At 70.9% G+C, this 24,924-nt stretch carries 24 protein-coding genes and 1 tRNA gene; 16 read left to right on the top strand and 9 right to left on the bottom strand.

The features are described 5' to 3' along the window. Positions 1–29: 29 nt before the first annotated feature. Positions 30–197 (bottom strand): hypothetical protein, encoded by a 168-nt coding sequence (locus IEZ15_RS03505; RefSeq protein ID WP_189274145.1) that lies wholly within the window; start codon positions 195–197, stop codon positions 30–32. 168 nt (positions 198–365) lie between these two features. Here IEZ15_RS03505 and IEZ15_RS03500 point away from each other — a divergent pair, with 168 nt between their 5' ends. Then, entirely contained in the window at positions 366–1,112 is a 747-nt protein-coding gene (locus IEZ15_RS03500) for a hypothetical protein (RefSeq protein ID WP_189274143.1), read from the top strand. A 71-nt stretch (positions 1,113–1,183) separates the two neighbouring features. Here IEZ15_RS03500 and IEZ15_RS03495 read toward each other — a convergent pair whose 3' ends face one another. Both IEZ15_RS03495 and IEZ15_RS03490 read right to left on the bottom strand, forming a co-directional pair. Continuing rightward, entirely contained in the window at positions 1,184–2,110 is a 927-nt protein-coding gene (locus IEZ15_RS03495) for a spermidine synthase (protein WP_189274141.1), read from the bottom strand. Positions 2,111–2,220: 110 nt separating this feature from the next. After that, the gene (locus IEZ15_RS03490; RefSeq protein ID WP_189274139.1) at positions 2,221–2,670 is read right to left on the bottom strand and encodes a hypothetical protein; all 450 of its coding nucleotides are present in this window, start codon (positions 2,668–2,670) and stop codon (positions 2,221–2,223) included. 240 nt (positions 2,671–2,910) lie between these two features. On the opposite strand from IEZ15_RS03490, the gene IEZ15_RS03485 reads away from it, so the two are divergent. Then, complete coding sequence (locus tag IEZ15_RS03485) at positions 2,911–4,260, top strand: NsdA family TPR-like regulatory protein (protein WP_189274137.1); 1,350 nt, start codon at positions 2,911–2,913, stop codon at positions 4,258–4,260. A 161-nt stretch (positions 4,261–4,421) separates the two neighbouring features. On the opposite strand, the gene IEZ15_RS03480 is transcribed toward IEZ15_RS03485, so the two are convergent. After that, a complete protein-coding gene (locus IEZ15_RS03480; protein WP_114244660.1) occupies positions 4,422–5,018 on the bottom strand; it encodes a histidine phosphatase family protein in 597 nt (198 codons plus the stop codon). A 249-nt stretch (positions 5,019–5,267) separates the two neighbouring features. On the opposite strand from IEZ15_RS03480, the gene IEZ15_RS03475 reads away from it, so the two are divergent. From IEZ15_RS03475 to IEZ15_RS03445, 7 genes are all read left to right on the top strand, one after another. Beyond that, positions 5,268–6,260 carry a phosphatase PAP2 family protein gene (locus IEZ15_RS03475; RefSeq protein ID WP_229845727.1) on the top strand — a complete coding sequence of 331 codons (993 nt, stop codon included), beginning with the start codon at positions 5,268–5,270 and terminating at the stop codon, positions 6,258–6,260. Continuing rightward, positions 6,145–7,332 carry a hypothetical protein gene (locus IEZ15_RS03470; RefSeq protein WP_229845726.1) on the top strand — a complete coding sequence of 396 codons (1,188 nt, stop codon included), beginning with the start codon at positions 6,145–6,147 and terminating at the stop codon, positions 7,330–7,332. Before IEZ15_RS03475 ends, IEZ15_RS03470 begins: the two co-directional genes overlap by 116 nt. Continuing rightward, positions 7,323–8,936, top strand: a complete 1,614-nt coding sequence (locus IEZ15_RS03465; protein WP_189274133.1) for a hypothetical protein — start codon at positions 7,323–7,325, stop codon at positions 8,934–8,936. Before IEZ15_RS03470 ends, IEZ15_RS03465 begins: the two co-directional genes overlap by 10 nt. Then, positions 8,933–10,267, top strand: coding sequence for an AAA domain-containing protein (locus IEZ15_RS03460; RefSeq protein ID WP_189274131.1), 1,335 nt, complete (start codon positions 8,933–8,935; stop codon positions 10,265–10,267). Before IEZ15_RS03465 ends, IEZ15_RS03460 begins: the two co-directional genes overlap by 4 nt. 114 nt (positions 10,268–10,381) lie before the next feature. Continuing rightward, the gene (locus IEZ15_RS03455) at positions 10,382–10,723 is read left to right on the top strand and encodes a DUF8844 domain-containing protein (protein WP_114244663.1); all 342 of its coding nucleotides are present in this window, start codon (positions 10,382–10,384) and stop codon (positions 10,721–10,723) included. Between the two features lie 229 nt (positions 10,724–10,952). Then, positions 10,953–11,660, top strand: a complete 708-nt coding sequence (locus IEZ15_RS03450; RefSeq protein ID WP_189274129.1) for a hypothetical protein — start codon at positions 10,953–10,955, stop codon at positions 11,658–11,660. Beyond that, positions 11,651–11,724 (top strand) — tRNA-Lys (locus IEZ15_RS03445). The genes IEZ15_RS03450 and IEZ15_RS03445 overlap by 10 nt, the downstream gene beginning before the upstream one ends. Before the next feature lie 56 nt (positions 11,725–11,780). On the opposite strand, the gene IEZ15_RS03440 is transcribed toward IEZ15_RS03445, so the two are convergent. Continuing rightward, positions 11,781–12,995: a M6 family metalloprotease domain-containing protein gene (locus IEZ15_RS03440; protein ID WP_373302484.1), complete on the bottom strand. Its 1,215-nt coding sequence runs from the start codon at positions 12,993–12,995 to the stop codon at positions 11,781–11,783. A gap of 406 nt (positions 12,996–13,401) precedes the next feature. Between IEZ15_RS03440 and IEZ15_RS03435 the strand changes: the two genes are divergently transcribed. After that, on the top strand, positions 13,402–15,276 hold the full coding sequence (locus IEZ15_RS03435; RefSeq protein WP_189274125.1) for a putative bifunctional diguanylate cyclase/phosphodiesterase: 1,875 nt from the start codon (positions 13,402–13,404) through the stop codon (positions 15,274–15,276). Between the two features lie 16 nt (positions 15,277–15,292). Here the strand turns inward: IEZ15_RS03435 and IEZ15_RS03430 are convergent, their stop codons facing one another. Both IEZ15_RS03430 and IEZ15_RS03425 read right to left on the bottom strand, forming a co-directional pair. Then, the gene (locus tag IEZ15_RS03430; protein ID WP_189274123.1) at positions 15,293–16,390 is read right to left on the bottom strand and encodes an LLM class flavin-dependent oxidoreductase; all 1,098 of its coding nucleotides are present in this window, start codon (positions 16,388–16,390) and stop codon (positions 15,293–15,295) included. A 125-nt stretch (positions 16,391–16,515) separates the two neighbouring features. Next, positions 16,516–17,331: a maleate cis-trans isomerase family protein gene (locus IEZ15_RS03425; RefSeq protein WP_189274121.1), complete on the bottom strand. Its 816-nt coding sequence runs from the start codon at positions 17,329–17,331 to the stop codon at positions 16,516–16,518. A gap of 209 nt (positions 17,332–17,540) precedes the next feature. Here IEZ15_RS03425 and IEZ15_RS03420 point away from each other — a divergent pair, with 209 nt between their 5' ends. The 6 genes from IEZ15_RS03420 (at position 17,541) to IEZ15_RS03395 (ending at position 22,823) form a co-directional block, all read left to right on the top strand. Beyond that, entirely contained in the window at positions 17,541–18,500 is a 960-nt protein-coding gene (locus IEZ15_RS03420; RefSeq protein ID WP_189274119.1) for a D-2-hydroxyacid dehydrogenase, read from the top strand. A gap of 256 nt (positions 18,501–18,756) precedes the next feature. Next, positions 18,757–19,659, top strand: a complete 903-nt coding sequence (ehuB, locus tag IEZ15_RS03415; protein WP_189274117.1) for an ectoine/hydroxyectoine ABC transporter substrate-binding protein EhuB — start codon at positions 18,757–18,759, stop codon at positions 19,657–19,659. 19 nt (positions 19,660–19,678) lie between these two features. Beyond that, on the top strand, positions 19,679–20,419 hold the full coding sequence (ehuC, locus tag IEZ15_RS03410; RefSeq protein ID WP_189274115.1) for an ectoine/hydroxyectoine ABC transporter permease subunit EhuC: 741 nt from the start codon (positions 19,679–19,681) through the stop codon (positions 20,417–20,419). Then, entirely contained in the window at positions 20,416–21,057 is a 642-nt protein-coding gene (gene ehuD, locus IEZ15_RS03405; RefSeq protein WP_189274113.1) for an ectoine/hydroxyectoine ABC transporter permease subunit EhuD, read from the top strand. Before ehuC ends, ehuD begins: the two co-directional genes overlap by 4 nt. Continuing rightward, entirely contained in the window at positions 21,047–21,898 is an 852-nt protein-coding gene (gene ehuA, locus IEZ15_RS03400; protein WP_189274111.1) for an ectoine/hydroxyectoine ABC transporter ATP-binding protein EhuA, read from the top strand. The genes ehuD and ehuA overlap by 11 nt, the downstream gene beginning before the upstream one ends. A 166-nt stretch (positions 21,899–22,064) precedes the next feature. Beyond that, positions 22,065–22,823: an IclR family transcriptional regulator gene (locus tag IEZ15_RS03395; RefSeq protein WP_189274109.1), complete on the top strand. Its 759-nt coding sequence runs from the start codon at positions 22,065–22,067 to the stop codon at positions 22,821–22,823. Here the strand turns inward: IEZ15_RS03395 and IEZ15_RS03390 are convergent. Both IEZ15_RS03390 and IEZ15_RS03385 read right to left on the bottom strand, forming a co-directional pair. Further along, positions 22,809–23,768 (bottom strand): endonuclease/exonuclease/phosphatase family protein, encoded by a 960-nt coding sequence (locus IEZ15_RS03390; protein ID WP_373302502.1) that lies wholly within the window; start codon positions 23,766–23,768, stop codon positions 22,809–22,811. The genes IEZ15_RS03395 and IEZ15_RS03390 overlap by 15 nt on opposite strands. A 239-nt stretch (positions 23,769–24,007) precedes the next feature. Further along, on the bottom strand, positions 24,008–24,673 hold the full coding sequence (locus tag IEZ15_RS03385) for a M15 family metallopeptidase (RefSeq protein WP_229845724.1): 666 nt from the start codon (positions 24,671–24,673) through the stop codon (positions 24,008–24,010). Between the last annotated feature and the right edge of the window lie 251 nt (positions 24,674–24,924).

Raw genomic sequence — 24,924 nt, 5'->3', positions numbered from 1 at the left:
TCCGCCCCGCGTCAGGGCACGGTGAAGAGCTATGGAACGGACGGCGGCCGGATCGTCTTCGAGGTCGGCAAGGACTGGGCGAAGCTGGTCTCTGCCGCACCGGCGCCCAACTGGTCGATGCAGGTCTGGACGGACTCGACCTGGATCCGGGTGGACTTCGGCCAGGACGGCGGCCGGGTGGTGTCGGTCTTCTGCACCTGGAACGACTGTCCGCCACAGGTCGAGGTCGTGCAGTTGAGCCTTCTCCGGTGCTGTGGCCGCATAGGTTCCCCGTGTCCGGGATCCGTCTGCTTGGCTCTGCGGGAACGGAGTCAGTGCTGCGATCATCACGACGAAGGCACAAGGCGCGACCGAGGGGGAGCAGGATGATTTCCGAGCCGGAGATGGCGGGGGAGTTCGGTGGGGTTGAAACCCGCGAGGTGATGGGCGGCTTCGACCGGGAGTTCGTCGGGGAACGTCGGCCGCGAAGGCCGTGGCCGTGGGCGCTGGGCGGGGTGGTAATGGCATCGGCCCTCTGGGCGGCGGCGCTGTTCCTGTATGGAGTAGGCGATCGGAAGCCGGACATGCATGGGTACCAGCTGGGCCAAGACCCTTGCCCAGCTTTACAGCTGAAGTCGATCGGCGCGGCGATCGCACCGAGAGAGCCCACCACCGAGACCAAATCAGGGCTGTTGAACCATGCCGCCCTCGACCAGATCCGGTGCTTCATCCCTCTTCGGTCTCAGGCCGGGGCGGAGCGGCCCGGGAACGGCTGGTCCATCGAATACACCGTCGGAATCACGGTGGCACTGCACAAGAAGACCGACCCCGGCGGCGAATTCGAGGCGCGGCGAGGAGTGACTGATCTCGGCGTCGATCCTGAAGCGAAGCTGGAGACAGTTCCGGAACTTGGCGACAAGGCGTATCTGCTGACCCGGGACGGTGACTCGGAGCTGCGGGTACTGGAGGGCGGAGCGGTCCTCACGCTGACTATCTTCGCCATCACGCAGCACCACGGCGACGACCGCCGCGAATCCGAGGCCGGTGATGGGCCGGACATCCCTGACCTGTCCCCGCACCAATCGGCCATGATCAGCGACATGCGTGACCTGATGTCAAGCCTCAAGCAGTGAGCTTGAGATTCAACCTCTGCGAACATCGACCGGCGTGTCGCCGGCCCCGGCGAACATTCATGGTGCCCGCACTACCCGAACGCCGACGGCGGCGGAGCCGGTGAAGGCCTGGCGTCCGCGTCGCTCACCGCCGCCGCGCCGCCGGTGAAGTCGGCGAGCGCCCGCCCGTGTTCGACGCGTCCGGGGTGCGGGTCGGTCGCGACCCGGCGGCTCAGCTCCGCGACCTTCAGCGGCAGATCCGAGGCGAGCAGCACGGCGTTGCCGAAGCGACGGCCGCGCCAGACGGTCGGGTCGGCGGCGAGCGCCAGTTCGGGGAAGACCGTGGCCGCGGTGGCGATCTGGCCGCGCAGATGGGTCAGCGGCGGGCCGTCCGCGAGGTTGGCCACGTAACTCCCGCCGGGCTTCAGGACCCGGCGCACCTCGGCGAGGAACTCGGTGCTGGTGAGGTGCGCGGGGGTACGGGCCCCGCTGAACACATCCGCGATGACGAGGTCCGCCCAGCCGTCCTGGATCTTCCCTAGCCCGGCGCGGGCATCGATGGCCCGGACCCGGATCCTGGCCTGCGGGTCCAGCGGCAGCTCCCGGCGGACCAGTTGGACGAGCGCGGCGTCCACCTCGACGATCTGCTGGGTGGAGCGGGGCCGGGTCGCGGCGATGTAGCGGGCGAGCGTGAAGGCTCCGCCGCCCAGGTGCACCACGTGCAGGGGCTGCCCAGGGGGTGCGACGAGGTCGGCGATGTGGCCGATCCTGCGCTGGTACTCGAAGGACAGATACGTGGGGTCGTCGAGGTCCACATGGGACTGGGGGGCTCCGTCGAGCGTCAGCGTCCAGGCATGCGGGCGCTCCCGGTCGGGCACCAGCTCGGCGAGACCGCCGTCCACCGGTTCGGCGAGGGGTTCCGTCCTGCGCCCGGTCCCGCGTCCGGTCCTGCCGTCGGCCTTGCGGTCGGACCTCTTACGGGCGCCCGCGCCTGCGCTCGACGCTCCTCGACGTGCCACTGCTGCTCGTGCCTGCTCACTGCTCATCGCTCCGGGCCGGCAGGGAACCGGCCGTGCCGGGGAAACCCGGCCACCGGCCCATTATGAGCGCGCGGGCGGGGAGCCCGCGGTCAGCGGCAGTTGTCGGCCGCCTCGATCAGCCGGGCCGCCTGGTCGAGAGCGGCCCGCAGCACGGCCGGGTCGGTGACCGGGGCGTCCTCCTCGGGCGGCAGCAGCCAGCCGCTGCCGGTGACGGGCGGCTCGGCGGGGATGCGCAGCCCGCGGCCGTCGGTCCGCGTACAGGCGCTGCCCGGTACGTCCCATGCCTCGGCGGTCCCCGGGGGAACCAGGAAGCCGAGGGTGTCGCAGGCGCCGTCGTGCAGGACCGGGCCGACTGCTTCCTGGGCGGCGCCCCGGCGCAGGATGTCCACGGCCTCCAGTCCCTGACGTGCCGGGACGGTCACCAGGTCGCAGGGTACGGCGCCGTGGTCCTCCGTGGGCGCGGTGGGCGCCGTGGCACCCGTTGCGGCCGGGGTCGTCGCAGTCGTCCGCGAGCCGGTCTCCGTGCCGATGTGCAACAAGGGACCTCTCCTCTCATCGCCGGGCGGAGCCGGATTCCGTCTCCATGTGGACCAACGCGCCGACGGCGTCAAGGGCTACGGTGCCACGCCGCCGCAAAGGGTGGCAGTTCATGGCGGATCGCGGGCGAGATATCCCCTTTATAGGCAAACGCCGCGTCTGCGGTCCGTCACAACAGGTACGTTCTTGCTCCGCCGGGACACCGGAAGCAGGAGCCCGGCTGCACCAGAGAGGGCTCAGCCATGGTGTCGACAGGGGCAGTTCCCAACCTCTCCTTCCGGCGGCTGCGCGGACCGCGCTCCGCCGGGGAGTTCGCCGCTGCGGTACGCAGGTCCGCCCGCGAGATCGGCGAGCAGGTCGCGTGCGACGCCCGGTACATCGGACGCGTGGAGTCCGGCGAGATCCGCTGCCCCAACTACGCGTACGAGCGGGTCTTCCTGCATATGTTCCCCGGCGCCACCCTGGCGGACCTGGGCTTCTCACCGCGCGAATCGGTACGCGGCCGGGGGGCACGGACCACTGCCGAAACCCCACCGCCCCCCACGCCCCACAGCGACACCGACGAGGAGAGCGACGTGCTGCGTCGCGTATTCATGACGAGCGGCACCACCGCGATGGCGGCCGCAACCCTGGGCCTCGGCCTCGACGGCGCGTCCGCCGCCGCCCTGCCCGACCGGCACCGGGTCGGAGAGGCCGAGGTGAGCGCCGTCGAGAAGGCCGTACGGCAGATCCGGCTGCTCGACGACCGGCACGGCGGTGACGGCCTGTACCGCAAGGCGTCCCAGCCGCTGCGGGCGGCGTACGCGCTGCTCGACTCCGGAACCGCCACCCGGCGCTCCACGGCCGACCGGCTGCATGCCGGGGCGGGCGAACTGGCCATCTCGGTGGGCTGGCTGGCCCATGACTCGGGCCGGTTCGAGGACGCCCGCTCGCACTATGCGGAGGCGCTGGCCACGGCGCGGGTGGCGAGCGACGCGGCGCTGGAGGCGCATGCGTTCTGCAATACCTCGTTCCTGGCCAGGGACACGGGACGGCCCCGCGAGTCCGTACGCGCGGCCGAGGCCGGGCAGCGGGCGGCGCAGCCGCTGGGCTCGCCGCGGCTGCTGGCGCTGCTCGCGCTGCGGGAGGCGGGGGGCCGGGCGGGACTCGGGGACCGTACGGGCTGCGAACGGGCGATCGGCCGGGCGCACACCGCGTTCGAGCGCGGTCCGTCCGACGCCGATCCGGAGTGGATGACCTTCTTCCGGGAGGCGGAGCTGGAGATGCTGGAGGCGCAGTGCTGGTCGGCGCTGGGCGACTGGTCGCGGGCGGCCCGCCATGCGCTGCGGGCGACGCGGCTCCAGGACCCGCACTTCACCCGGAACCTGGCGCTGTACCGGGCCGAGCTGACCACGGACCTGGCCCGGGCGGGCCGGGCCGCAGAGGCGGCGACGGCGGGCCACCGGGTGCTGGACCTGCTGGACCGCGTCCAGTCGTCCCGCATCCGGGCGATGCTGGCGGGGGCGGCGGGGGTACTGGCGCCGCAGCGGGGTGCGGCGGAGGTACGGGGATTCCTCGAGCGGCACGCGGAGGTCTCCGAAGCGGGGGTGTAGGAGCTCGCCGGACGGCCCGGATTCCCCGCGTCACGTGACCGGTTCCGTCCTCGACGTGACCGGTTCCGTCCTCGATCGCGGGCCGGGCCGGTTTCCACCGCGCGCCGGCAAGATCAAGCCCGTCCGGCGATCGACGGCCCCGGCTGCCGGGGGCGGCAGGACTACCGGTCCAGGTGGCCCGTGTCGTTCCAGCGTTCTATGGCGGGCGCACCGTACGCCCACCCCAGCACCGACAGCGACGTCGGATCGAGCCGGATGCGCGCCGCGAACGACACGTCCTCGCCCAGCCACCGCGCCCCCAGGGCCCGCAGGATGTGACCGTGGGCGAAGACCAGGACGTCGCGGTCGGCCGAGCGGGCCCAGTCGACGATCTCGTCGGCCCGGGCGGACAGCTCGGCCAGGGTCTCCCCCTCCGGCACCCCGTCACGCCAGATGAACCAGTCGGGACGGATCGCCTTGATCTGTGCCGGGGTCATCCCCTCGTACGCCCCGTAGTCCCACTCCAGCAGCGCGTCCCACGGCTCGGCCCGGTCCCCGAAACCCGCGATGTCGCAGGTCTCCTTGGCCCGCAGCAGCGGACTGGTGCGGACTTCCAGGCCCGGCAGGTCCGCCCACGGCTTGCGGTGCAGCCGCTCACCGAGGAGCTTGGCGCCCGCACGGCCGGTGTCGAGCAGTGGGATGTCCGTCCTGCCTGTGTGATTGCCCTTGACGGACCATTCCGTCTGGCCGTGCCGGGCGAGCAGGATACGCGGTGCCATGACGGCTCTCCCTGGGACTGAGATCTGAGGCCGGAGATCGAGACAGAACGGATCGTCCGGTTTTCCCATCATCGCGCACGTCTTCGGGAGGCAACCTCCGGGGCCGGATCGGCGTCACTCCCTGCGCGGAGAAATCTGTGCACACAGGGGGCACCCGACAAGGACCCCCGGGGGGAATCGCGACCGGCCTGCACCGTACGGTTGAACGCCCGCCGTCGGTCGCATGAACATATAATGGAGAGCTTCCGGATGCAGCATGCCAGCACCGCGTACGTGCCGCGCCCGCGGCCTCGTTGGTGGACCGAACTGCCGTTGCTGGCCCTCGTGTACGCAGCCTACTCGGTGGGCCGACTGGTGGCGCGCGGCGACGTGTCCACGGCCGTCGACCACGGTCTGCGCATCCTGCACCTGGAGAAGACGCTCCACATCAACTTCGAGCACCCACTCAACCGGCTGCTGACCGCCCACCCCTCGATAGGCATACCCGCCGACTTCACCTACGCGTCCCTGCACTATCTGGTCACCCCAGCCGTTCTGATCTGGCTCTTCCGCCGCCGCCAGGCCGTGTACCGCAGGGCCCGCACCTGGCTGATGACCTCCACGCTGCTCGGCCTGATCGGCTTCACGCTGATGCCGACCTGCCCGCCCCGGCTGCTCCACGCCACTCACGGCTTCGTCGACACGATGGCGCAGTACAGCTCGTACGGCTGGTGGGGCACCGAGGCGAGTGCTCCGCGCGGCATGGGCGGAATGACGAACCAGTACGCGGCGATGCCGAGCCTGCACGTCGGCTGGGCGCTCTGGTGCGGCATCCTGCTGTGGCGTCACGGCCGGCACCCGCTCGTACGGGCCGCGGGCATCGCGTACCCCCTGGTCACCACGTTCGTGGTGATGGGCACGGCCAACCATTACTTCCTCGACGCGGTCGCGGGCGCTGCCGTGATGGGCGTCGGAGCCCTGCTGGCCGGACCGGTGATGCGTATCGCCGACCGGGTCGGGGACCGGCTCGCAACCCGCTTCCCACGGTTCGCCCGGACCACGAAGTCCCCGATTGTCAGTGCCGGATGCAAGACTTCGGCGGGTGAGCGAATCCCTGGCCAGCGGACCACCTCCGCAGATTCCACCGATGCCGCAGCATCGGCCGATGCAGACGCCTCGGCCGGTCGCGCACTCCGGGCCGACGCCGCTGCCCCCGCAGGCGCGGGAGCAGCGGGGGACGACACTCCGGCAGCGGCTCGCTGAGCTGCGGGGCACGGCTGTCGCACCGCGTCCGCTGGATGCCCGCGCGCTGGCCGCCCTCGCCGCCAACCCCGGCTGCCGGCGCCGCGCCCTGCTGGACGGCGCCGGGGTGGACAAGGCCGCGCTGGCCACGGCGCTCGGTTCACCGGCCCCCTTCGGCCAGTCCCAGTTCGCTTTCGTCCGGGGCAACGCCTTCGAGGCCAAGGTCAAGGCCGACGGCGGTACGGAGCTGATGCGGCTGCTCCACGAGCGCCTCGGCGGCGGCGCCGAGGCGCCGCGCGAGGTCCTGGTGCCCGATCTGACCGCGGCCGGTCCCGAGGGCCGCGCGGCGCGTACGGCGCTGGCGCTGCGGGAGGCGACCGAGGCGGGCGGCTGGGCGCTGCTGGACCACCCGATGCTGGCGCTGGAGGTGGCGGGTTCCCCCACCTACCTGGAGCCGGACGCGGTCGCGGTGCACCCCGACGGCACCTGGACGGTCGTCGAGATCAAGTCCTTCCCCATGATCGACGGTTCTGCCGACGCGGCGAAGGTCGGTGCGGCGGCCCGGCAGTCCGCCGTCTACGTACTGGCGCTGGAGCGGATCGCGGAGCTGACCGAGGGCGTGGAGGTCGGCCACCGGGTGCTGCTGGTCTGCCCGAAGGACTTCTCCAATCTGCCCACCGCCTCGGTCGTCGACGTACGCAAACAGCGTGCGGTCACCCGGCGCCAGCTGGCCAGGCTGACCAGGATCGAGGACATCGCGGCGGCCCTGCCCGAGGGCACCACCTTCGATCCGGAGTGCTCCCCGCAGCAGCTCGACGCCGCGGTCGAGTCCGTCGGCGCGACGTACGCCCCGGAGTGCCTGGCCGCTTGCGAACTGGCCTTCCACTGCCGGGCGAAGGCCCGCGCGGCCGGTGCCGTGGAGGCACTGGGGCGGAGCGTGCGGGGTGAGCTCGGCGGGCTGACGACGGTGGGTGCGGTGCTGGCCGCCGCCGCGGGCAAGGAGGGCGACCCGGCGGATCCGACGGTCGTGGCCCTGCGGCGTGCGGCGGCGCTGCGTGCCGAGGCGCTGGAGGGCAGTGCGGCATGTCGCTGATCAGCACCCTGGCCCGGCTGGAGGCCGTGGAGAGCGGCCGGGCGCAGCCGATGACGACGGTCCTGCACCGCCATCTCACCGACCGGCCGCTCGTCCTGGTGCCGCTGACCACCGCCGGTGAGGCGGGCGCCCCGCTGGGCGCGCTCGTCGGGACCGACCGGGATTCGCCCCGGCTGCTGGCGGTTTCGCAGCCGCGCGACCGGGATCTGCGGTTCGCCTTCCTCGCCGAGCTGGCCGAGGCGGTGCTGCCGCACATCGAGGCGTACGAGGATGTCGTCGAGCCCACCGAGCGCAATGAGACCGATCCGGAGACCGGGAAGAAGGTCAAGGTCGAGGTCGAGCTGTGCGCGGACGCACCGCAGTTGATCGTGCCGAGCCGGGCGGGCATCGATTTCGTACGGCTGCTCGGCCGCTCCATGCGGTTCAGGCGCACGGCCGAGGACGATCCCGACACCCCGTACCCCGCCCCTGCGCGTGTCCCGCTGCTGGGCCGCTGGCTGACGCACTACGGGGAGCGGGCCAGGGTGCCGGGCTCCTCGCTGCTGCTGGCCACGACCGATCTGCTGAACCGGCACTGGGCGACCGGGCAGAGCAGCCTGGAGGATCAGCATCTGGGTGCGCTGCTGGCGTGGATCGCCGCCCCGGCGGGCGAGTCCGGGGCGCGGGCTGCGCTCCGTGCGGAGCTGGAGCGTGACGGCGAAGGACAGTTGCTGTGCCCGCCGGCCGGTCCGGCCACGGACCCCGCGTTCGACAACCGGCTGCTGGCGCCGGCCATCGAGAAGTACGACCGGGCGCGCACCTCCCTCGCAGCGGCCGAGGACGGTCTGGCGGCCGATGCCCGGCTCGCCGAACTGACCGCCGCTGAGCGGGACATCAGGGCGTTGCTGGCCGGGATCATGCGGCCGACCTGGGACGCGGTGTGGCGAGGGCTCGATCTGCTGAAGGAACTGCCCGAGGGGTCTCGGGCCGAGGACCGCTGGACGAGGGACCGCTGGTCGTTCACCGGCCACCGGGACCGGGTGCGGTCCGGTGAGCCGCCGCAGCCGCGCCGGGACGACGCGGTGACGGCCGCGCAGAAGCTCGCCTCGCGCGAGACGGCGCAGGCCCAACTGGAGGCGCAGGAGGCGCTGGACGATCCGCTGGTGCTGGCCGGGCGGCGGCTGGCCGGTGAGGCGTTCGTCGGCGACGTGACGGGGGTGGTGATGGCGTACAGCGAGTCGAAGCGCCCGTCCCCGCGCCCGCTGGTCACGGTCCGCACGGACGAGCGCCCGCATCTCGGGGAGCGCACCAAGGTGTACCGCTCGTTGGACGGCAGGCCGCAGACCGCCGAGTTCGTGGAGTACGCCGCGGAGCCGGAGGACGGGGACGCGCCCCTGCTGGTGCTGCGGATCACCGACCGGATGGGCCGGAGCAAGGAGCCGGCCCCGGGTTCGGTGCCCGAGCCGGGCGACCGGATCGCCTGGACGCTGTTCGAGCACGATCAGCGCGGCGGCCCGAAGCTGCCGGACCCCGAGGAGACGCCATGGACGCACGGCGGCCCGCCGGGCGCCACTGCCGGGCAGGCCGAGCGCCCCGATCCCGTGACCGCGGAGGACCTTCTGTGACGGCCGTATTCGACCCGGGCGCCCAGGCCGCGCGGGCGACCGACGCGATCCTCGCCGACACCCTGAGCGGTACGTCGCGCGGCATCGTGGTGGACTCCCCGCCGGGCGCGGGCAAGTCGACGCTCGTGGTGCGTGCCGCACTCGAACTCGCGGCGGCCGGGCACCCGTTGATGGTGGTCGCGCAGACCAATGCCCAGGTCGACGACCTGGTGGTGCGGCTGGCCGAGAAGGACCCGGGGCTGCCGGTCGGACGGTTGCACAGCAATGACTCCGACCCGTACGACAAGGTGCTGGACGGCCTGGCCAATGTACGGAAGTCGGCCAAGGCGTCGGATCTCGCCGGACTCGATGTCGTCATCTCGACGGCCGCCAAGTGGGCGCATGTGAAGAACGTCGAGCCGTGGGGGCACGCGATCGTCGACGAGGCGTACCAGATGCGTTCGGATGCGCTGCTGGCCGTCGCGGGTCTCTTCGAACGGGCGCTGTTCGTCGGCGATCCGGGCCAGTTGGACCCGTTCTCGATCGTGGGCGCCGACCAGTGGGCGGGGCTGTCGTACGACCCGTCCGCGAGCGCGGTCTCCACGTTGCTCGCGCACAATCCCCAACTGCCGCAGCACCGGCTGCCGGTGTCGTGGCGGCTGCCCGCCTCCGCCGCGCCGCTCGTCTCGGACGCGTTCTACCCGTACACCCCGTTCCGCAGCGGTACGGACCACGGGGACCGGCGGCTGTCGTTCGGCGTCGCGTCCGACGGCTCGGCGCCGGACCGGGTGCTGGACGAGGCCGCGGAATCCGGCTGGGGTCTGCTCGAACTCCCGGCCCGGCACACCCCGCGCACCGATCCGGAGGCGGTACGGGCGGTGGCCCTGGTCGTCCGCCGGCTCCTCGACCGGGGTGGCGCGGCGACGAGTGAGCGCTCCCCGGATCCGGTTCCGGTGACGGCGGACCGGGTCGCGGTCGGCACCGCCCACCGCGACCAGGCGGCGGCGGTGCGGGCGGCGCTGGCGGAGCTGGGTGTGACGGGCGTGGCGGTGGACACGGCGAACCGGCTCCAGGGCCGCGAGTTCGATGTGACGGTGGTCCTGCACCCGCTGTCCGGCCGCCCGGACGCCACGGCGTTCCATCTGGAGACGGGCCGGCTGTGCGTACTGGCCTCGCGCCACCGGCATGCGTGCATCGTGGTGTGCCGGGCGGGCGTCGCGGAGCTGCTGGACGAGCACCCGTCGACGGAGCCGGTGCAGCTGGGGGTCATGGTGAAGTTCCCGGACGGCTGGGAGGCGAACCACGCGGTGCTGGCACATCTGGGTGAGCACCGGGTGCGGTGGGAGGCGTGAGCGCGCCCGGTCCCGGCAGGCCGAAGCCCCGCTTCCGGGAATCCGCGGAGCCCTCTTGCGCGACGTTGGACAATGGAGGGTGGCCGTCGGGCCCACCGAAGGAGGAAACACCACATGCCACAACCCGAGCGGAACGAGCAGCAGCGGCTGCGCCCCGCGCCCCTGCTCTTCGAGCCGTCGGCGGCAGTCGCCGATCCTGAGCACTTCTTCGACCTGGAGTCGATGGACGATCCGAAGGAGATGCTGTCGCGCGCCACCGAGCTGACCCTGGCGTTCAGTGCCGCGGCCGACCGTGCGGCCGAGTTCCAGGCGATCGCCGCCGCCCAGCTCGCCGATCCGCGCCGGTTCGACCGGCTGACGACCGCGGACATCGCGCAGCGTGCGGAGTGGACCGAGGACTATGCCAAGAAGATGGTCGAGTTCGGCCGGAGCCTGCTGGGCGGCTCCACGCCCTGACCGCCGCGTCGGCCCCGACGCGACCGTCCCACCGGTCCCACCGGGCCTGCCACCGGCCCCGGCCCGCCATCGCACCGGACCATCCGGACCATCCGTCCACACCAGGTCCTGACACCGGGTACAACCAGTGGCATATGCCCGAGCGCAAGATACTCCCCCTCACCCCCACCTGTCCCGCTTTCCGGCAACTCTCGGAATCCTCTTGATCACTCCCGGTAGACATGGGCACATGAGCGCATGGCTGCCAGACGACACGACCCTGCATCACGGCGACGGCCCCCACCACGGCGCCGACATCTTCGCCCTCCTGCGGGACCGGGCCGCGAACCAGACGGCTCAGGTCACGGCGGCCGGCGCCGCCTGGCTCGCCGGCGCCGCGGCCTATCCGCGCAGCACGCTGGCCCAGTGGGAGGCCCACCCCTCCTCGCCCGGGGTGCTGCCGTGCGGTTCGGCCTTCGATGTGGTGAATGTGCCCACCCTCTTCGGGCGCCGGATGCTGGAACACCTGTGGGCGGACGGCCCAGGCTCCGGCCCCGTCGCCACTCACCGCGGACGGATGCTGCTCTTCGCCTCCCCCGGCACCGCCCAGCGGCTGCCGTCGCTGCTCGACTGGGAGGAGTGGGGCGGCGACCACGAACCGCGGACCGGCAGGGGCGCGCAGGGGCGGGACGGCGTCGACGGCAAGGTCCCGCCGCTGCTCTGCCACGGCATCGGGGACGCGGTGACCGTACCGCCCCTGACCTGTACCTCCTCCACCCCCGGGCCCCGCTGGGTGGTGGCCCCCGACACCCGCAGCCCCTGGCTGCCGGGGCCGGACGCACTGCTCTGGGCCTGTGTACGGGTGACCAGGTCGACGCCCTCGTCGGCGGCCAGGAATTCGATTTTTCCTCCCGCCGATCAGGATGCTAATGTCTACGACGTCAGCAGGCGCCGCTAGCTCAGTTGGTTAGAGCAGCTGACTCTTAATCAGCGGGTCCGGGGTTCGAGTCCCTGGCGGCGCACAGACGGAAGAAGCCCCCTCGCGAAAGCGAGGGGGCTTCTTCGTGTTCGCGGGAGCCTACGTCCCCGTGGTGATCCGGACCGTCCAGGCGCCCGACGGTGTCCGGCCGGCGACCTCGACCCTGGCGTGCGCGCCGGGGATGCTGTACGTCTCGCCGACCCCCAGCGGGGCATCCGCGAGCGGTGCGTAGACGGACAGGTCCCAGCAGGCGTCGGTGCGGGGGTGGGTGTCGATGACCTGGACCGGGCCCCCGCCGGACGGGGTTTCGTTGCGCACCCGGTAGAGCAGGACGCCTTCGGTGCAGGTCGTCCGGTCGTTGCCGGTGGCGCTGCGGGCCTCGATGACCACGGCGCTTCCCTCACCGGTCCTGATCACCGCGAGCCGGGTGCCGATGGAGGCCCCGGGCGCGGGCACGGCAGCGATCGACTCCAGGGTGATGTCCCGGCTGCGCTGGACGCACACCACCTGCCTGCGGTCCAGCCAGCCCAGCTTCCACTTGTGCCAGCCGAGGAAGTCCGGCGCGAGACCGAACTGACTGCCCATCACGTCCCAGTCGCCGACATAGGTGTCCCAGTCGCCCTTGCCGTCGGACGGCCGATGGTAGAGGTCCGGCAGGTCGAAGACGTGCCCGGTCTCGTGGGCCAGCACATTGTGGTCCGGCGGGTGCTGTTCGAAAACGGTGACGACGCGCCGGATGTCCGTACCGTCGGCGTGCAGCGGCTGGTCGAAGTTGACGACCTTGGTGGCGTCGGAGTCGACGCCCGGGGCGTCCGGGTCGGCGACGAGGTAGACGATGGCGAACCGGGAGAAGTCGACCTTCGGATCCGCCGCGGCGATGGCGTCGCGCAGATAGACACTGCGCCGCTCGTTGTTCCAGTCCCGCTGCATGCCGTACCAGTCGGACGCCTTGGGCATCTGGATCCACTGCCGCAGCGGGTGCGGGCGCAGGGTGAACTTCCCGTACGAGGCGCGCTGGAAGAACTGGGTGGTGGCGGGGAAGTGGTCGGCGGCGAGTTCCTGGGGGGTGTGGGTGGGGCGGTGGTCCGGGAAGGAGAGAAAGACCATGACCGCGTCGAGGGAATGGTCGGGGCGGGGGTAGGCGTCGTTCCAGTCCCCCACGCCGAGCGAGTGGTGCACCTCGGTCCGGGGCAGCGCACACGGACCCGCTTCGCCGGTGGCCGCCACGGCGGGCCCGGCGACGAGGGAGGTGGCAGCGAGCGCCAGCAGGGAGGTCGCAGCCGCGACCACACCTCGCAGGCTCGGCCTCGCCACTCCCCCGGTTCCGTGCTGACGCGGCACAGCTACCTCCGGGTGCGAGATGCGGTCACCCACCCACCCTGTGATGATTCGAGGCTTTCGTCCTGTTGAGCTGCCCCAGTCGAGTCAGCAGCCGGTCGAAACATTCACCCTCACGGACAGTCACAATCAATCACCAGGACATTGCGAGAGAACAGAACCGCTCAGAAAAGATCAGTTGCGGGCAAACCGGATCGGCGCGCAACTGACCCAAGTGGGGCGAACGCGGGGCGCGGAGGGGTCGGGCGCTGGAACGGCCGACGCACCAACCTCTATGCTTCACCAGGCTTTCCCGCGTGGTTCCCGCCTCCGACAACGGCGCCCCGCGCGGCGGGCCAGTCCGGCCACACCTGTTCAGGACAGAACTGCACGGCGGGAGCGAATGGTGAGCGGAACCTCCGAAGGGCCGAGGCCTGCGGTGGGCACATCCCCACATTCCGCAGGACCTTCGGTCGCGGAGAGTGACCTTCCGTGGCCCCCTGTCGGAGCCGCAGGGTCCGAGCCGCACGGCTACCGGGCCGCCTTCCGGGCCGCCACGCTCCCGATGGCCGTCATCGACCACGAGGGCCTGGTCGTCGCCGCCAACGACGCCCTCGGCGGCCTCCTCGGCTTCCCCGCCGCGGCACTGACCACACAGTCCGCAGCCGATCTGCTCGACCTCGTGGCGGACGGCCGCACCTGGCACGCGTACCGCGAGGTGCTGCACCGCCGGCGCTCACGGTTCCGCTGCACCCGCAGCCTCAAGCACCCCGACGGGCGCTCGATGTGGGCCGAGATCACCGTCGTACCGATGCCCGAACCGGAGGCCGGCAGGGCCGACGGCCCCGGGACCGGCCGGGTGCTGCTCTCCGTCGCGGACATCAGTGACCGGCGTGAGCTGCAGAAGCGGCTGCGCCACCTCCAGATGCACGACCCGGTGACCCGGCTGCCCAACCGGACGCTGTTCTTCGAACGGCTCTCGGCCGCCCTGGAGACCCTGCCGTACCAGGACGGCAGTGTCCCCGGACACGGCCGTATCGGGCTCTGCTATCTCGATCTCGACGGTTTCAAGGCCGTCAACGACACGATGGGCCATCGGATCGGCGACCGGCTGCTCGCCGCCGTCGCCGCGCGGCTCACCGAGTGCGCGGCCCAGGACGGCCCGCACCGCCCCGGTTCACATCTCGTGGCGCGCCTGGGCGGCGACGAGTTCGCGATCCTGGTCGAGGACTCCGCCGGTACGCAGCAGCTCACCGACCTGGCCCGCACGGTCCTTGCCGCGCTGCAGAAGCCCTTCGACCTGGGCGGGCAGCGGCTCTCCGTCTCGGCCTCGATCGGAGTGGTGGAACGGGCCGTGGCCGGCACCTCGGCGACCGGTCTGATGCAGGCCGCCGACACCACGCTGTACTGGGCGAAGGCGGACGGCAAGGCCCGCTGGACGGTCTTCGACCCGGAGCGCAACGCCCACCGGATGACCCGGCAGACGCTCTCCTCCAATCTGCGGCCCGCCGTCGAGCGCGGTGAGTTCACCATCGAGTACCAGCCGCTGGTCGGCATGGCCGACGGAGTCGTACGCGGGGTGGAGGCGCTGGTCCGCTGGAACCACCCGCAGTTCGGCATGCTCTCGCCGAATCGGTTCGTCGCGATCGCCGAGGAGGACGGCTCGATCGTCCAGCTCGGCCGGTGGGTGCTGCGGTCCGCCTGCCGCCAGGCCCGGCGCTGGCAGCTCGACCACCCGGCCGAACCGCCGTTGTTCATCAGCGTCAATGTCGCCGTACGGCAGGTCTGGGACTCCGACCTGGTCACCGATGTCGCGGAGATCCTCGCCGAGACCGGCCTCGATCCCGGACTGCTGCAGCTGGAGCTGACCGAGTCCGCCGTGATGGGCTCGGCGGGCCGCCCGCTCCAGGCCCTCCAGTCGCTCAGCGAAATGGGCGTGCGGATCGCCATCGACGACTTCGGGACCGGCTACTCGAACCTTGCCTATCTGAGCCGGCTGCCGGTCTCCGTACTGAAGCTGGACGGCTCGTTCGTACGCGGCTTCCGCCACGACGACGGCGACCCCCCGAGCCCCGCCGACGAGACGATCGTCGAGGCGATGGTGGAACTGGCGCATCGCCTGGGCCTGACCGTCACCGCGGAGTGCGTGGAGACGGCAGGCCAGGCGGAACGGCTGCGCAGGATCGGCTGCGACACCGGGCAGGGCTGGTTGTACTCACGGGCGGTGGCCCCGGAGCGGATCGCCGAGCTGATCGGCAGCGGAAGGCTGAAGGTCTGAACGCCGGCTGCCGGTGTCAGGCCGCCGGCAGCCCGTACGCGTCCGCAATCAGTTCGTAGCTGCGCAGCCGTGCCTCGCCGCCATGGGCGTTGGCGGTGATCATCAGTTCGTCGGCGCCGGTGCGCTTGGCCAGGTCGTCGAGGCCCGTACGGACCTCGTCCGCCGTGCCGTGGACGATGTTGACCAGCCAGCTGTCGACGAACTCCCGCTCCATGGGGCTGAAGGCGTACGCCTCCGCCTCCTCGGGTGTCGGGACCAGACCGGGGCGCCCGGTGCGCAGGCGGACCATGGACAGGGCGCCGGAGAGCACCTGGCGGCGGGCCTCGCGCTCGTCGTCGGCGGCCAGGGCCGAGACCCCGATCAGGGCGTACGGGGCGTCGAGCACCGCGGACGGCCGGAACGACTCCCGGTACAGGTCGAGGGCCGGCACCGTGTTCTGGGCCGAGAAGTGGTGGGCGAAGGCGAACGGCAGCCCGAGTACGCCGGCCAGCCGGGCGCTGAAGCCGGAGGAGCCGAGCAGCCAGATCGGCGGGCGGGCCGGGGACTGGACCCCGCCCTCGGCGGTGGCCTGGACCGGGCCGGGGACCGCGTGGATACGGGCGTAGGGGTGGCCGTCGGGGAAGTCGTCGTCCAGGAACCGGGTCAGCTCGGCGAGCTGCTGCGGAAAGTCATCAGCGCCTTCGCCCAGCCGGTCCGTGCGGCGCAGGGCGGCCGCGGTCGCGCCGTCGGTGCCGGGGGCGCGACCGAGACCGAGGTCGATGCGGCCGGGGGCCATGGCCTCCAGGGTGCCGAACTGTTCGGCTATGACGAGCGGTGCGTGGTTGGGCAGCATCACGCCGCCGGAGCCGAGCCTGATGCGCTCGGTGCGTGCGGCGAGGTGGGCCAGGATCACGGCGGGTGAGGAGGAGGCGACGCCAGGCATGGAGTGGTGTTCGGCGACCCAGTAGCGATGGAATCCGCGGCGCTCGGCGAGCTGCGCGATGTCCACGCTCGTACGCAGCGCCTGGGTGGCGGTGCGGCCCTGGCCCACGGTCACCAGGTCCAGCACGGAGAGCGGAACGGTGGCCGTCCCCTCCGTCTTGCCACGGATCTCGTCGCCTCGAATCTCGTCCACGTCCTGGCCTCTCCGGTGTTGCGCCTACGTCCGGCTCATACGTCCGGAAAAGCACAACAGGAGGTGGTCTCCGCTTATTCCCCCGGCTCACGGGCCATCCCTCGGCTCATCGACCGTCCCCCGGCTCACCAGCCGGGGTGGGTCTGCTTTCCGGGCCACCCCTTCTTCCCGCTGTGCGCGCGCTCCCGGCCCGCGCCCCATGCGGCCACCGGGGCCGGGGGCGCCTCGCGCTCGGCAAAGATCTTGCCGAGCCTCGGGGACCAGGACCGGCGGTCCGCCAGCCGCAGCCCCTCCCGGACCGTCACCTGGTTCCCGGTGAGGACCGGCTTGCCGAGGAGTTTCTCCAGCTCCGTCACGTGCGAGACGGTGTGCAGGGCCGTGTCGGGCAGCAGCATCGCATCGGCCTCCGGCCGGTCCGCGGCCGTGACGAGTTCCTTCACCTTGTCCAGGTCCCAGGCGGCGGCCTCGACGGCCGAGGGGAGAGAGGCGGTGTGAGTGGCGGCCACCTCGATGCCCGCGGACCGGAGAAAGGCGGTGAACAGCGCGGTGATGTCCTCGGGGTAGGTCGCGGCGACGGCGACGCGGTCGGCGCCCAGCTCCCGTACCGCATGGACGAAACCGAAGGATGTGCTGGAGGCGGGCACGCCGGCCGCCCGTGCCAGGGCGGCGGTCTGTTCATGGGCACCCTCCCAGCCGTACAGGAAACTGCCGCCGCTGCTCGCCCACACGACGGACTCGACACCGGCGCGCTGCAGCTCCGCCACCCCGGCGGCCAGACATTCGGGCGTGCCGGTCCGTACCAGCGCGTCGATCCCGTAGACGTCCTCGTCGACTTCGGTGTGGTTCACGACCAGCCTGACGGCGTCGAGCAGGATCTCCATCCGCGGGAAGTCGTCCTCCGCGTAGTGGTGGCCCGGGTAGAGAAAACCGAGGGTCGTCATGTCCACCCTTCCTGTTCCTGCGGGTTCCTGGACGGGCACTCGGGGGCCGGGCGGGGCCGGGTACGCCCTGCCCGTGGCCGTTTTCGCCCGTCCCTCCCCAGTATTCCCCCATCCGTCGCCACCCCCACTGCGACCTGTTGACGAAGCCGGGCGGGGGTGCGAGCGTGGTCAATCCGTGCATCTCAGAGGCAGCGGAGCGACCGTCTCTCATGTCAGAGCCCACCCTGCTCGTCCTGGACACCGACCCGTCGCCGCGTCTCGGCCGGCTAACCGGCCGGGCCTCCGTCCGCTATACGGACGAGGCCGGACTCGCCGCACAGCTCCCGTTGGCCGACGTCCTGCTGGTGTGGGACTTCACCTCCGACGCGGTACGGGCCGCCTGGCCCGGTGACGGACCGCGCCCGGCATGGGTGCATACGGCGAGCGCGGGCGTGGACCGGTTGCTCTGCCCGGAGCTGGCGGCCTCCGACACGGTGGTGACCAATGCGCGCGGCATCTTCGAGCGGCCGATCGCCGAGTATGTGACGGGCCTGGTGCTGGCGTTCGCCAAGGATCTCCCGGGCACTCTGGAGCTCCAGCACCGGCGGCTGTGGCGCCACAGGGAGAGCGCGCAGGTCGCGGGCAGCCGTGCGGTGGTCGTCGGCGCGGGCCCGATCGGGCGGGAGATCACCCGGCTGCTGATCGCCCTCGGGGTCCAGGTGGCGCTCGTGGGACGCCGGGCGCGGCGCACCATCCACGGCGTGGCAGAGCTGGACCGGCTGGCCTCCATGGCCGACTGGGTGATCTGCGCGGCTCCGCTGACGGAGTCGACCCGTGGCATGTTCGACGCGCGGTTCTTCGGGCTGATGCAGCCGTCGGCCCGATTCATCAATGTGGGGCGCGGCCCGCTGGTCGTCGAGGACGACCTGGTCGCCGCACTGCGCAAGCGCTGGATCGCGGGCGCGGCGCTCGATGTGTTCGAGCAGGAGCCGCTCGGGCCGCAGAGCCCGCTCTGGGGCGTACCGGACCTGATCGTGTCGCCGCACATGAGCGGTGACACGGCGGGCTGGCGGGACCGGCTGGGCGAGCAGTTCGTGGAGATGTACGAACTCTGGTCGGCGGGAGAGCCGTTGCCGAACGTGGTGGACAAGCAGCGCGGGTACGTCCCCGCCCGGGACCGGAGCGAGTGACCTCAACGGGCCCGGCCCGCCGGTCACTTCACCCGCCCCTCACGGACGTTTCCGCATGACGGTCAGTCATGGAGCTTTCCACGTAGGGCAATACGCACTGCGCACCGGCCTTCGCACTCCGCCCGCGACTGGACACGGGAAGGTCGCGCTCCGGTCACCGTTCGATCACAGGAGGCCTCTTCCTGCATAGACGTACGGGATCGGGCAGGCGCACCTCCTGTCCGGACTGTTCGACCGCTCCAGGAGATTGCGAACCATGGCTGACTTCCCGAACCTGTCCCGCCGGGGCTTTCTCAACCGATCGGCGGCCGTGGGTGGCCTGCTCGTCGTTCCCGGTCTGCTCTCCGCGTGCAGCAGGACCGACGCCGGTTCCGCGGACGGCGCGGGGGCGCTCGACAAGCTCCGCAAGCAGGGCTTCGTCCGGGTCGCGTACGCCAATGAGGCCCCGTACGGCTATCTGGAGGGCAGGCAGCTCAAGGGCGAGGCGCCCACCCTGCACCGGGAGATCTTCAAGGCGCTCGGCGTCGACGAACTGAAGCCCACGCTCTCCGAGTGGGACGGTCTGATTCCCGGGCTGCAGGCGGGCAAGTACGACGTGGTCAGCGCCGGCATGGCGATCACTCCGCAGCGCTGCGCCAATGCCATCTTCTCCGAGCCCGAGTTCATCTCGCCGACCGCACTGATGGTGAAGAAGGGCAATCCGAAGAAGGTCACCGACCTGGCATCGGCGAAGGCCGCCGGGATCACCGTCGGCGTGATGTCGGGTGCCGTCGAGGGCTCGTACGCCGAGGGTGCCGGCATCTCCAAGGACAGGATCAAGTCGCTGCAGAAGCCGCAGGACGGCGCCGACGCGGTCAAGGGCGGCCGGATCGACGCGTTCCTGCTCACCGGCATCTCGCTGCGCCTGCTCGCGAAGACGAACCCCGACACCGAGGTCACCGAGGCCTTCCTGCCGGAGCTCGACGGCAAGAAGCAGTACAGCCCCGGCGGTGCCGTCTTCCGCAAGGGCAACGAGGATCTGCGGGACGCCTTCAACCGCGAGCTGAAGAAGATCGTCTCGGACAGTTCGCGTTATGTGGGCCTGCTCGGGGAGTACGGATTCGGGGCCACCGAGCTCCCGCCGGCCACCCTGAAGACGGCCGATCTGTGCAAGGGCTGACGGGGACGGAACGCACCGCATGAGTGATTTCTTCTCCGCCTTCTTCGACGATCTGCCGCAGTTGCGCTCGGGGCTGTGGGTGACCCTCCAGGCCACCGTCCTGGGCGCGCTGCTCGCCCTGCTCCTGTCGTTCGTCCTCGGTCTGATGTCGGTCAGCCGGCTGCTGGTGCTGCGCGGTGTCTCACGCGTGGTCGTGGAGTTCTTCCGCGGCACCTCGCTCTACATCCAGCTGTTCTGGCTCCACTACGCGATGCCGCCGCTGACGGGGTACGAACTGACGCCGCTGCTCTGCGGTGTCGTCGCCTTCGGACTCAACTACGGTGCGTACGGCTCCGAGGTGGTGCGCGGGGCGGTCAACTCCGTACCGCGCGCCCAGTACGAGGCGGCCGTCGCGCTGAACATGACGCCGCTGCGCCGGATGCGGAAGGTGATCCTTCCGCAGGCCTGGGTGCAGATGATCCCGTCCTTCACCAATCTGCTGATCCAGCTGCTGAAGTGCACCCCGCTGCTGTGGCTGATCTCCGCGGCCGACCTGATGACCGTGATCCAGCAGCTGCGCGACCGTACCGGTGAGACGCTCACGGCATACATGACCCTGCTGGTCACCTACTTCGTCCTGGCCTACGCGCTGACCCTGCTGATGAATCTGCTGGAGCGGAGCGCCAAACGGCGACTCGGTCTGCAGACCGGTGCGGGCTCGTTGCTGCGCGGCCGCAGCGCCGCGGAAGCCGTCGCATCGACGGCCGGAGGTGCCCGGTGAACGGCTTCGACTGGAGCGCCGCCCGGGACGCCCTTCCCCTGGTACTCGAAGGTTTCGAGGTCACGCTGCTCGCGACCGTGCTCGGCACGCTCGTCGCCGCGGTCCTCGGGCTCGCCATCGCAATCGCCGGACGGGCCCCGAGCCGGTTCGTGACGGTGCCGGTGCGGGTCGTGATGGAGTTCATCCGCTCCACCCCGCTGCTCGTCCAACTGGTCGGCGCGGCCGCCCTGTTCACCTTCGTTGAGCCGCTGACGATCGGCATCGTGGTGCTGGGCATCCACTACTCCACGTACACCTCCGAGGTGTACCGCGCCGGGATCGACGGTGTACCGAAGGGCCAGTGGGAGGCCTGCCGGGCGCTCTCGCTCTCCCCGCGGCGGACCTGGCAGGCCGTGATCCTGCCGCAGGCGGTGCGCAATGTGCTGCCCGCCCTCGGCAACTACGCGATCTCGATGTTCAAGGAGACCCCGTTCCTCGCCGTGATCACGGTGCAGGAAATGGTCTTCGAGGCCCGGAAGTACGGCGCCGATCACTTCGCCTACACCGAGGCATTCACGCTCGCCGGGCTGGTCTTCCTGGTCGCGAGCTACCCCACCTCGCTGCTGATGAGAAAGCTGGAGAAGCGTCTTGGCCACTGAACCCCTCCCCCTGCAGAAGACGGCGGCCGCGGCGGCCGTGGACATCGCCCCGGTCCCCGCCACGTCGCAGACCGGCCGTCCGCTGGTCCGCTTCGACAACGTCGTGAAGCGGTACGGCGACCATGTCGTCCTCGACGGGCTGGACTTCTCGGTACGGCGCGGCGAAAACGTCACCCTGATCGGGCCGAGCGGCTCGGGCAAGACCACCATCCTGCGGCTGCTGATGACGCTGGAGAAGGTCAGCGACGGAGTGATCTGGGTGGACGGCGACCCGCTGTCCCACACCAGGGCGCCCGACGGCTCACTGAGGCCGGCGACGGAGAAGCATCTGCGCAAGGCCCGGAAGAAGATCGGCATGGTCTTCCAGCAGTTCAACCTCTTCCCCCATATGAAGGTGCTCCAGAACATCACCGAGGCCCCGGTCAGTGTGCTGGGCATGGGCCGCGACGAGGCGGAGACCCGCGCCCGTGAGCTGCTCGATCTGGTGGGACTCTCGGGGAAGACCGACGCACACCCCTCCCAGCTCTCCGGCGGCCAGCAGCAACGGGTGGCGATCGCCCGAGCGCTGGCGATGCAGCCGGAGATCCTGCTGCTGGACGAGGTGACGTCCGCACTCGACCCGGAACTGGTGGCGGGCGTACTGGAGCTGCTGAGCGACATCGCCAGGAACACCGACATCACCATGCTCTGCGTGACCCACGAGATGAACTTCGCACGGGACGTCTCAGAAACGGTACTGATGTTCGACGCTGGACGTGTGATCGAGTCTGGATCACCGGAAAAAATCTTCACGGATCCCGCACACGAACGTACGCGCGAGTTCCTCACCGCAGTGCTGTGACCTCGGCACTTTGTCGCACGCCAATGACTCTGGCATATGCCATACGGGTGCACCCCAGCTTACGGCGTCGGGACGCCCCATCAAGTCACCAACAGCCGCCCCGGAAAGGGCTCTTGGCGGCTATCGTGATGCAGAGCCTGCGGTCACAACCTGGTGGGGGGAAACTGTGACGTTGAAGCCCGAACCGACCGCGCCGTTCCATTCGGTGCAGTACGCCCTTCGCGTTCTCGAAACGGTCTCCAAGCACGGCACCGGCGTGCCGGACACCCAGATCTCCCGGGAGACGGGACTGCCCCTAGGGCATCTCACCTCTTTGCTGCTGATGCTGCGCCGCGAGGGGTACGTCGAGCAGGTCACCGACGGCGCGTATGTCATCGGCTCCTCGCTACTGCTCCTCGGCTCCGGCGCGGCCCGCAGACAGGCCCTGGAGACCAAGCTCCAGCAGATGCTCGCGCAGCTGCGCGATTCGGTCGGTGCGGCGGTCTACATCAGCCGGTACGTCGACGGCGAGATCCGCGTCACGCAGTACGCCGACGGCCCCGGCACCCCCGCGGTCAACGAGTGGGTGGACTTCCGCTCCTCCGCGCACGCCTCGGCCGTCGGCAAGTGCCTGCTGGCCCAGCTCGACCAGAACGGCCGCCGCGACCACCTGTCGCGCCACAAGACGGCCCGGCTCACCTCGCGGACGATCACCAACGAGAAGGTGCTCTTCTCCAAGCTGGACAGCCAGTCGGCGACGGTCCCGGTGCTCGACCTCCAGGAGTACGCGGTCGGCACGGTGTGCGCGGCGGTACCGCTGACGGCCGGGTCGTCGGCGGGTTGCCTGGCACTGTCCCTGCCGGTCGAGGACGCGCATCGCCTGCGCGCGGCGGCGGCCACGCTGAATCGGCGGGCGGCGCCGGTCCTGCTGTCACTGGCGCTCTGACCTGATCTTCAGCCTGGCGGCGACGGGCCGGTGGTCGCTGCTGGTCGCGGGGAGGGTCCAGGCGTCGGTAGGGGTGACGCCCCGGGTGAGGATGTGGTCGATACGGGCGACCGGGAACGCTGCGGGCCAGCTGAAGCCGAAGCCGGTCCCCGCCTCGTCCTGGACAGACGTCAGCCGGGAGTTCAGGGAGGCGAGGCCCCGGTCGGTGGTGGCGCCGTTGAGATCGCCCATCAGGAGGACTTTCTTCTGCCGTTCCTGGTCGACTGCCTGATCGAGCGCGGTCAGGACTCGGTCGCGCCGTGCGATGGTGAATCCGGAGGCGCCGACCCGGACGGAGGGCAGGTGCACCACGTAGACGACGAGCGGGCCGCCCGGCCCCTGGACCCGGGCGCGCAGGGAGCGGCTCCAGCCGGGGTCGATGGTGACGCGCTCCGAGTCGTCGATCGGGTAGCGGCTCCACAGGGCAACGGTGCCGATGTGGACCGAGTGCGTGAGCCTGCGGCCCAGCACCTTCTGGTAGGCGGGCATCGCGTCATCGGTGATCTCTTCCAGGGCCACCAGGTCGGGGTCTGCGGCAAGCAGCGTCCGGGCGGTCCCGGCAGGGTCCGGGTTGGCGGCACCGACATTGTGGGTGACGACCGTCAGGTCCGGCTCGGCACCCGGCCGACCGCCGAGAAACAACTGCCCGAACATCGCAGCCCACACGGCAGCGACCAGGAGCGTGGCGACGACGGCCGGCACCGACCTGCGGAGCAGGGCGGCCGACAGCAGCACGGGCACGGCCAGACCTGTCCAGGGCAGCAGGGTTTCGAGCAGGCTGCCCGGATTGCCCACCGAGTTGGGAACCAGCGAGTGGCCGACCAGCACGATCCCCGTCATAACCGCCAGGGCGGTCGGAACCCGGCCCTTGCGCCATCCGTAGTCACGTCCATGCCGATCCGACATGTGGTCCGGCCGGTCGTGGGCTTGTCGGTCCGGCACGGGTGCTGCCTCGGAAGCGGTCTGCTGTTCGGGCTCGGAATCGATGGGCGGTATCTGGGCGGGGTCGAAGAATCCGCCACCGATGTACACATCCGGGTGTGGGTCCTCGTGCAGGTTGGGCATGCCGTGTCCTTCAAAGGAGGGGGTGGGTCGGCGCGGACCGGCTCGGCGGTGCCGGCTCAGGGCGAGGCGATGCGTACCCGTCAGCCGGCGGCATTGTTCAGGGGGCCGGGGCAGGTGCCGCCGGGGCTGGTCAGCAACTCGAAGTGCCACATCTCGTTGGCGTAGACCTGGCACAGGCCATAGGCGGAGCCGTTACGGATGAGCCAGTCGTCGGCGTCGGTGGGACCGATGTCCACCGCTTTCCCGGACACATGGGTCGACTTCTCCGGGGTGTTCACGAACTCCCGCGCCTTTTCCAGGCTCCCGTACTTCTCGATTCCCTCCTCCAGCAGGCGCTGCTGGTGTTCCTTGCTGCGCCAGCCCGACGTGACCACGAATTCGATGCCGTCGTCCCGGGCATCCCGGGCCGCTTCCTGCACGGCCTTCAGCAGACGCTTGTCCAGACGGGCGACGGCCGTGTGCCGGGTGTCGAAAGGGGTGATTTCACGGTCGTCCGGCAGGGCACCGTCGTCGGCAGCCGCGGCCGGGACCTCCGCGGGCGCTCCGCCGCTGCCCGGCGGATGCTCTGCTGGTGCGGTAGCCCGTGCGGCTGGTGCGGTAGCCCGTGCGGCCGGTTCGCTCCGGGTCGTCACGACCCATATCGCCGACAGCATCAGAACCAGGGATGCGCCGATTCCTGCCATCATCCAGCCGGGGAATCGGCGCGCCGCCGCGGCTGAGCGGTTCGCCACGTGGTTGTCGTGCATCGCGGCCTCCAGGCATCACGGACACAGCGGCGGGTGCCGCTCGGTAATGCCTTGAGTCAAGGGCGGGCCGTGTTGTCGGGCCGTCTCGATTTCCCGATACGTTTTCGATAGGCCCGGACCGCTCCAATAGGGATGGCCGGGTACAGGACCGGCGGCCGGTCCGGCTCGCGGCGGGAATCTCGGCAGGAGCCCTCCGCAGTGCGGAAATCACTCTTCGCCACCGTTCCCTCATAGGGCCGTAGGCTGGACCG

The organism is Streptomyces atratus (assembly GCF_014648655.1).
In the GTDB taxonomy this organism is placed as follows: domain Bacteria; phylum Actinomycetota; class Actinomycetes; order Streptomycetales; family Streptomycetaceae; genus Streptomyces; species Streptomyces atratus.
The sequence above is the reverse complement of the archived record's forward strand: the minus strand, read 5'-3'. Positions and strand labels throughout refer to the sequence as shown.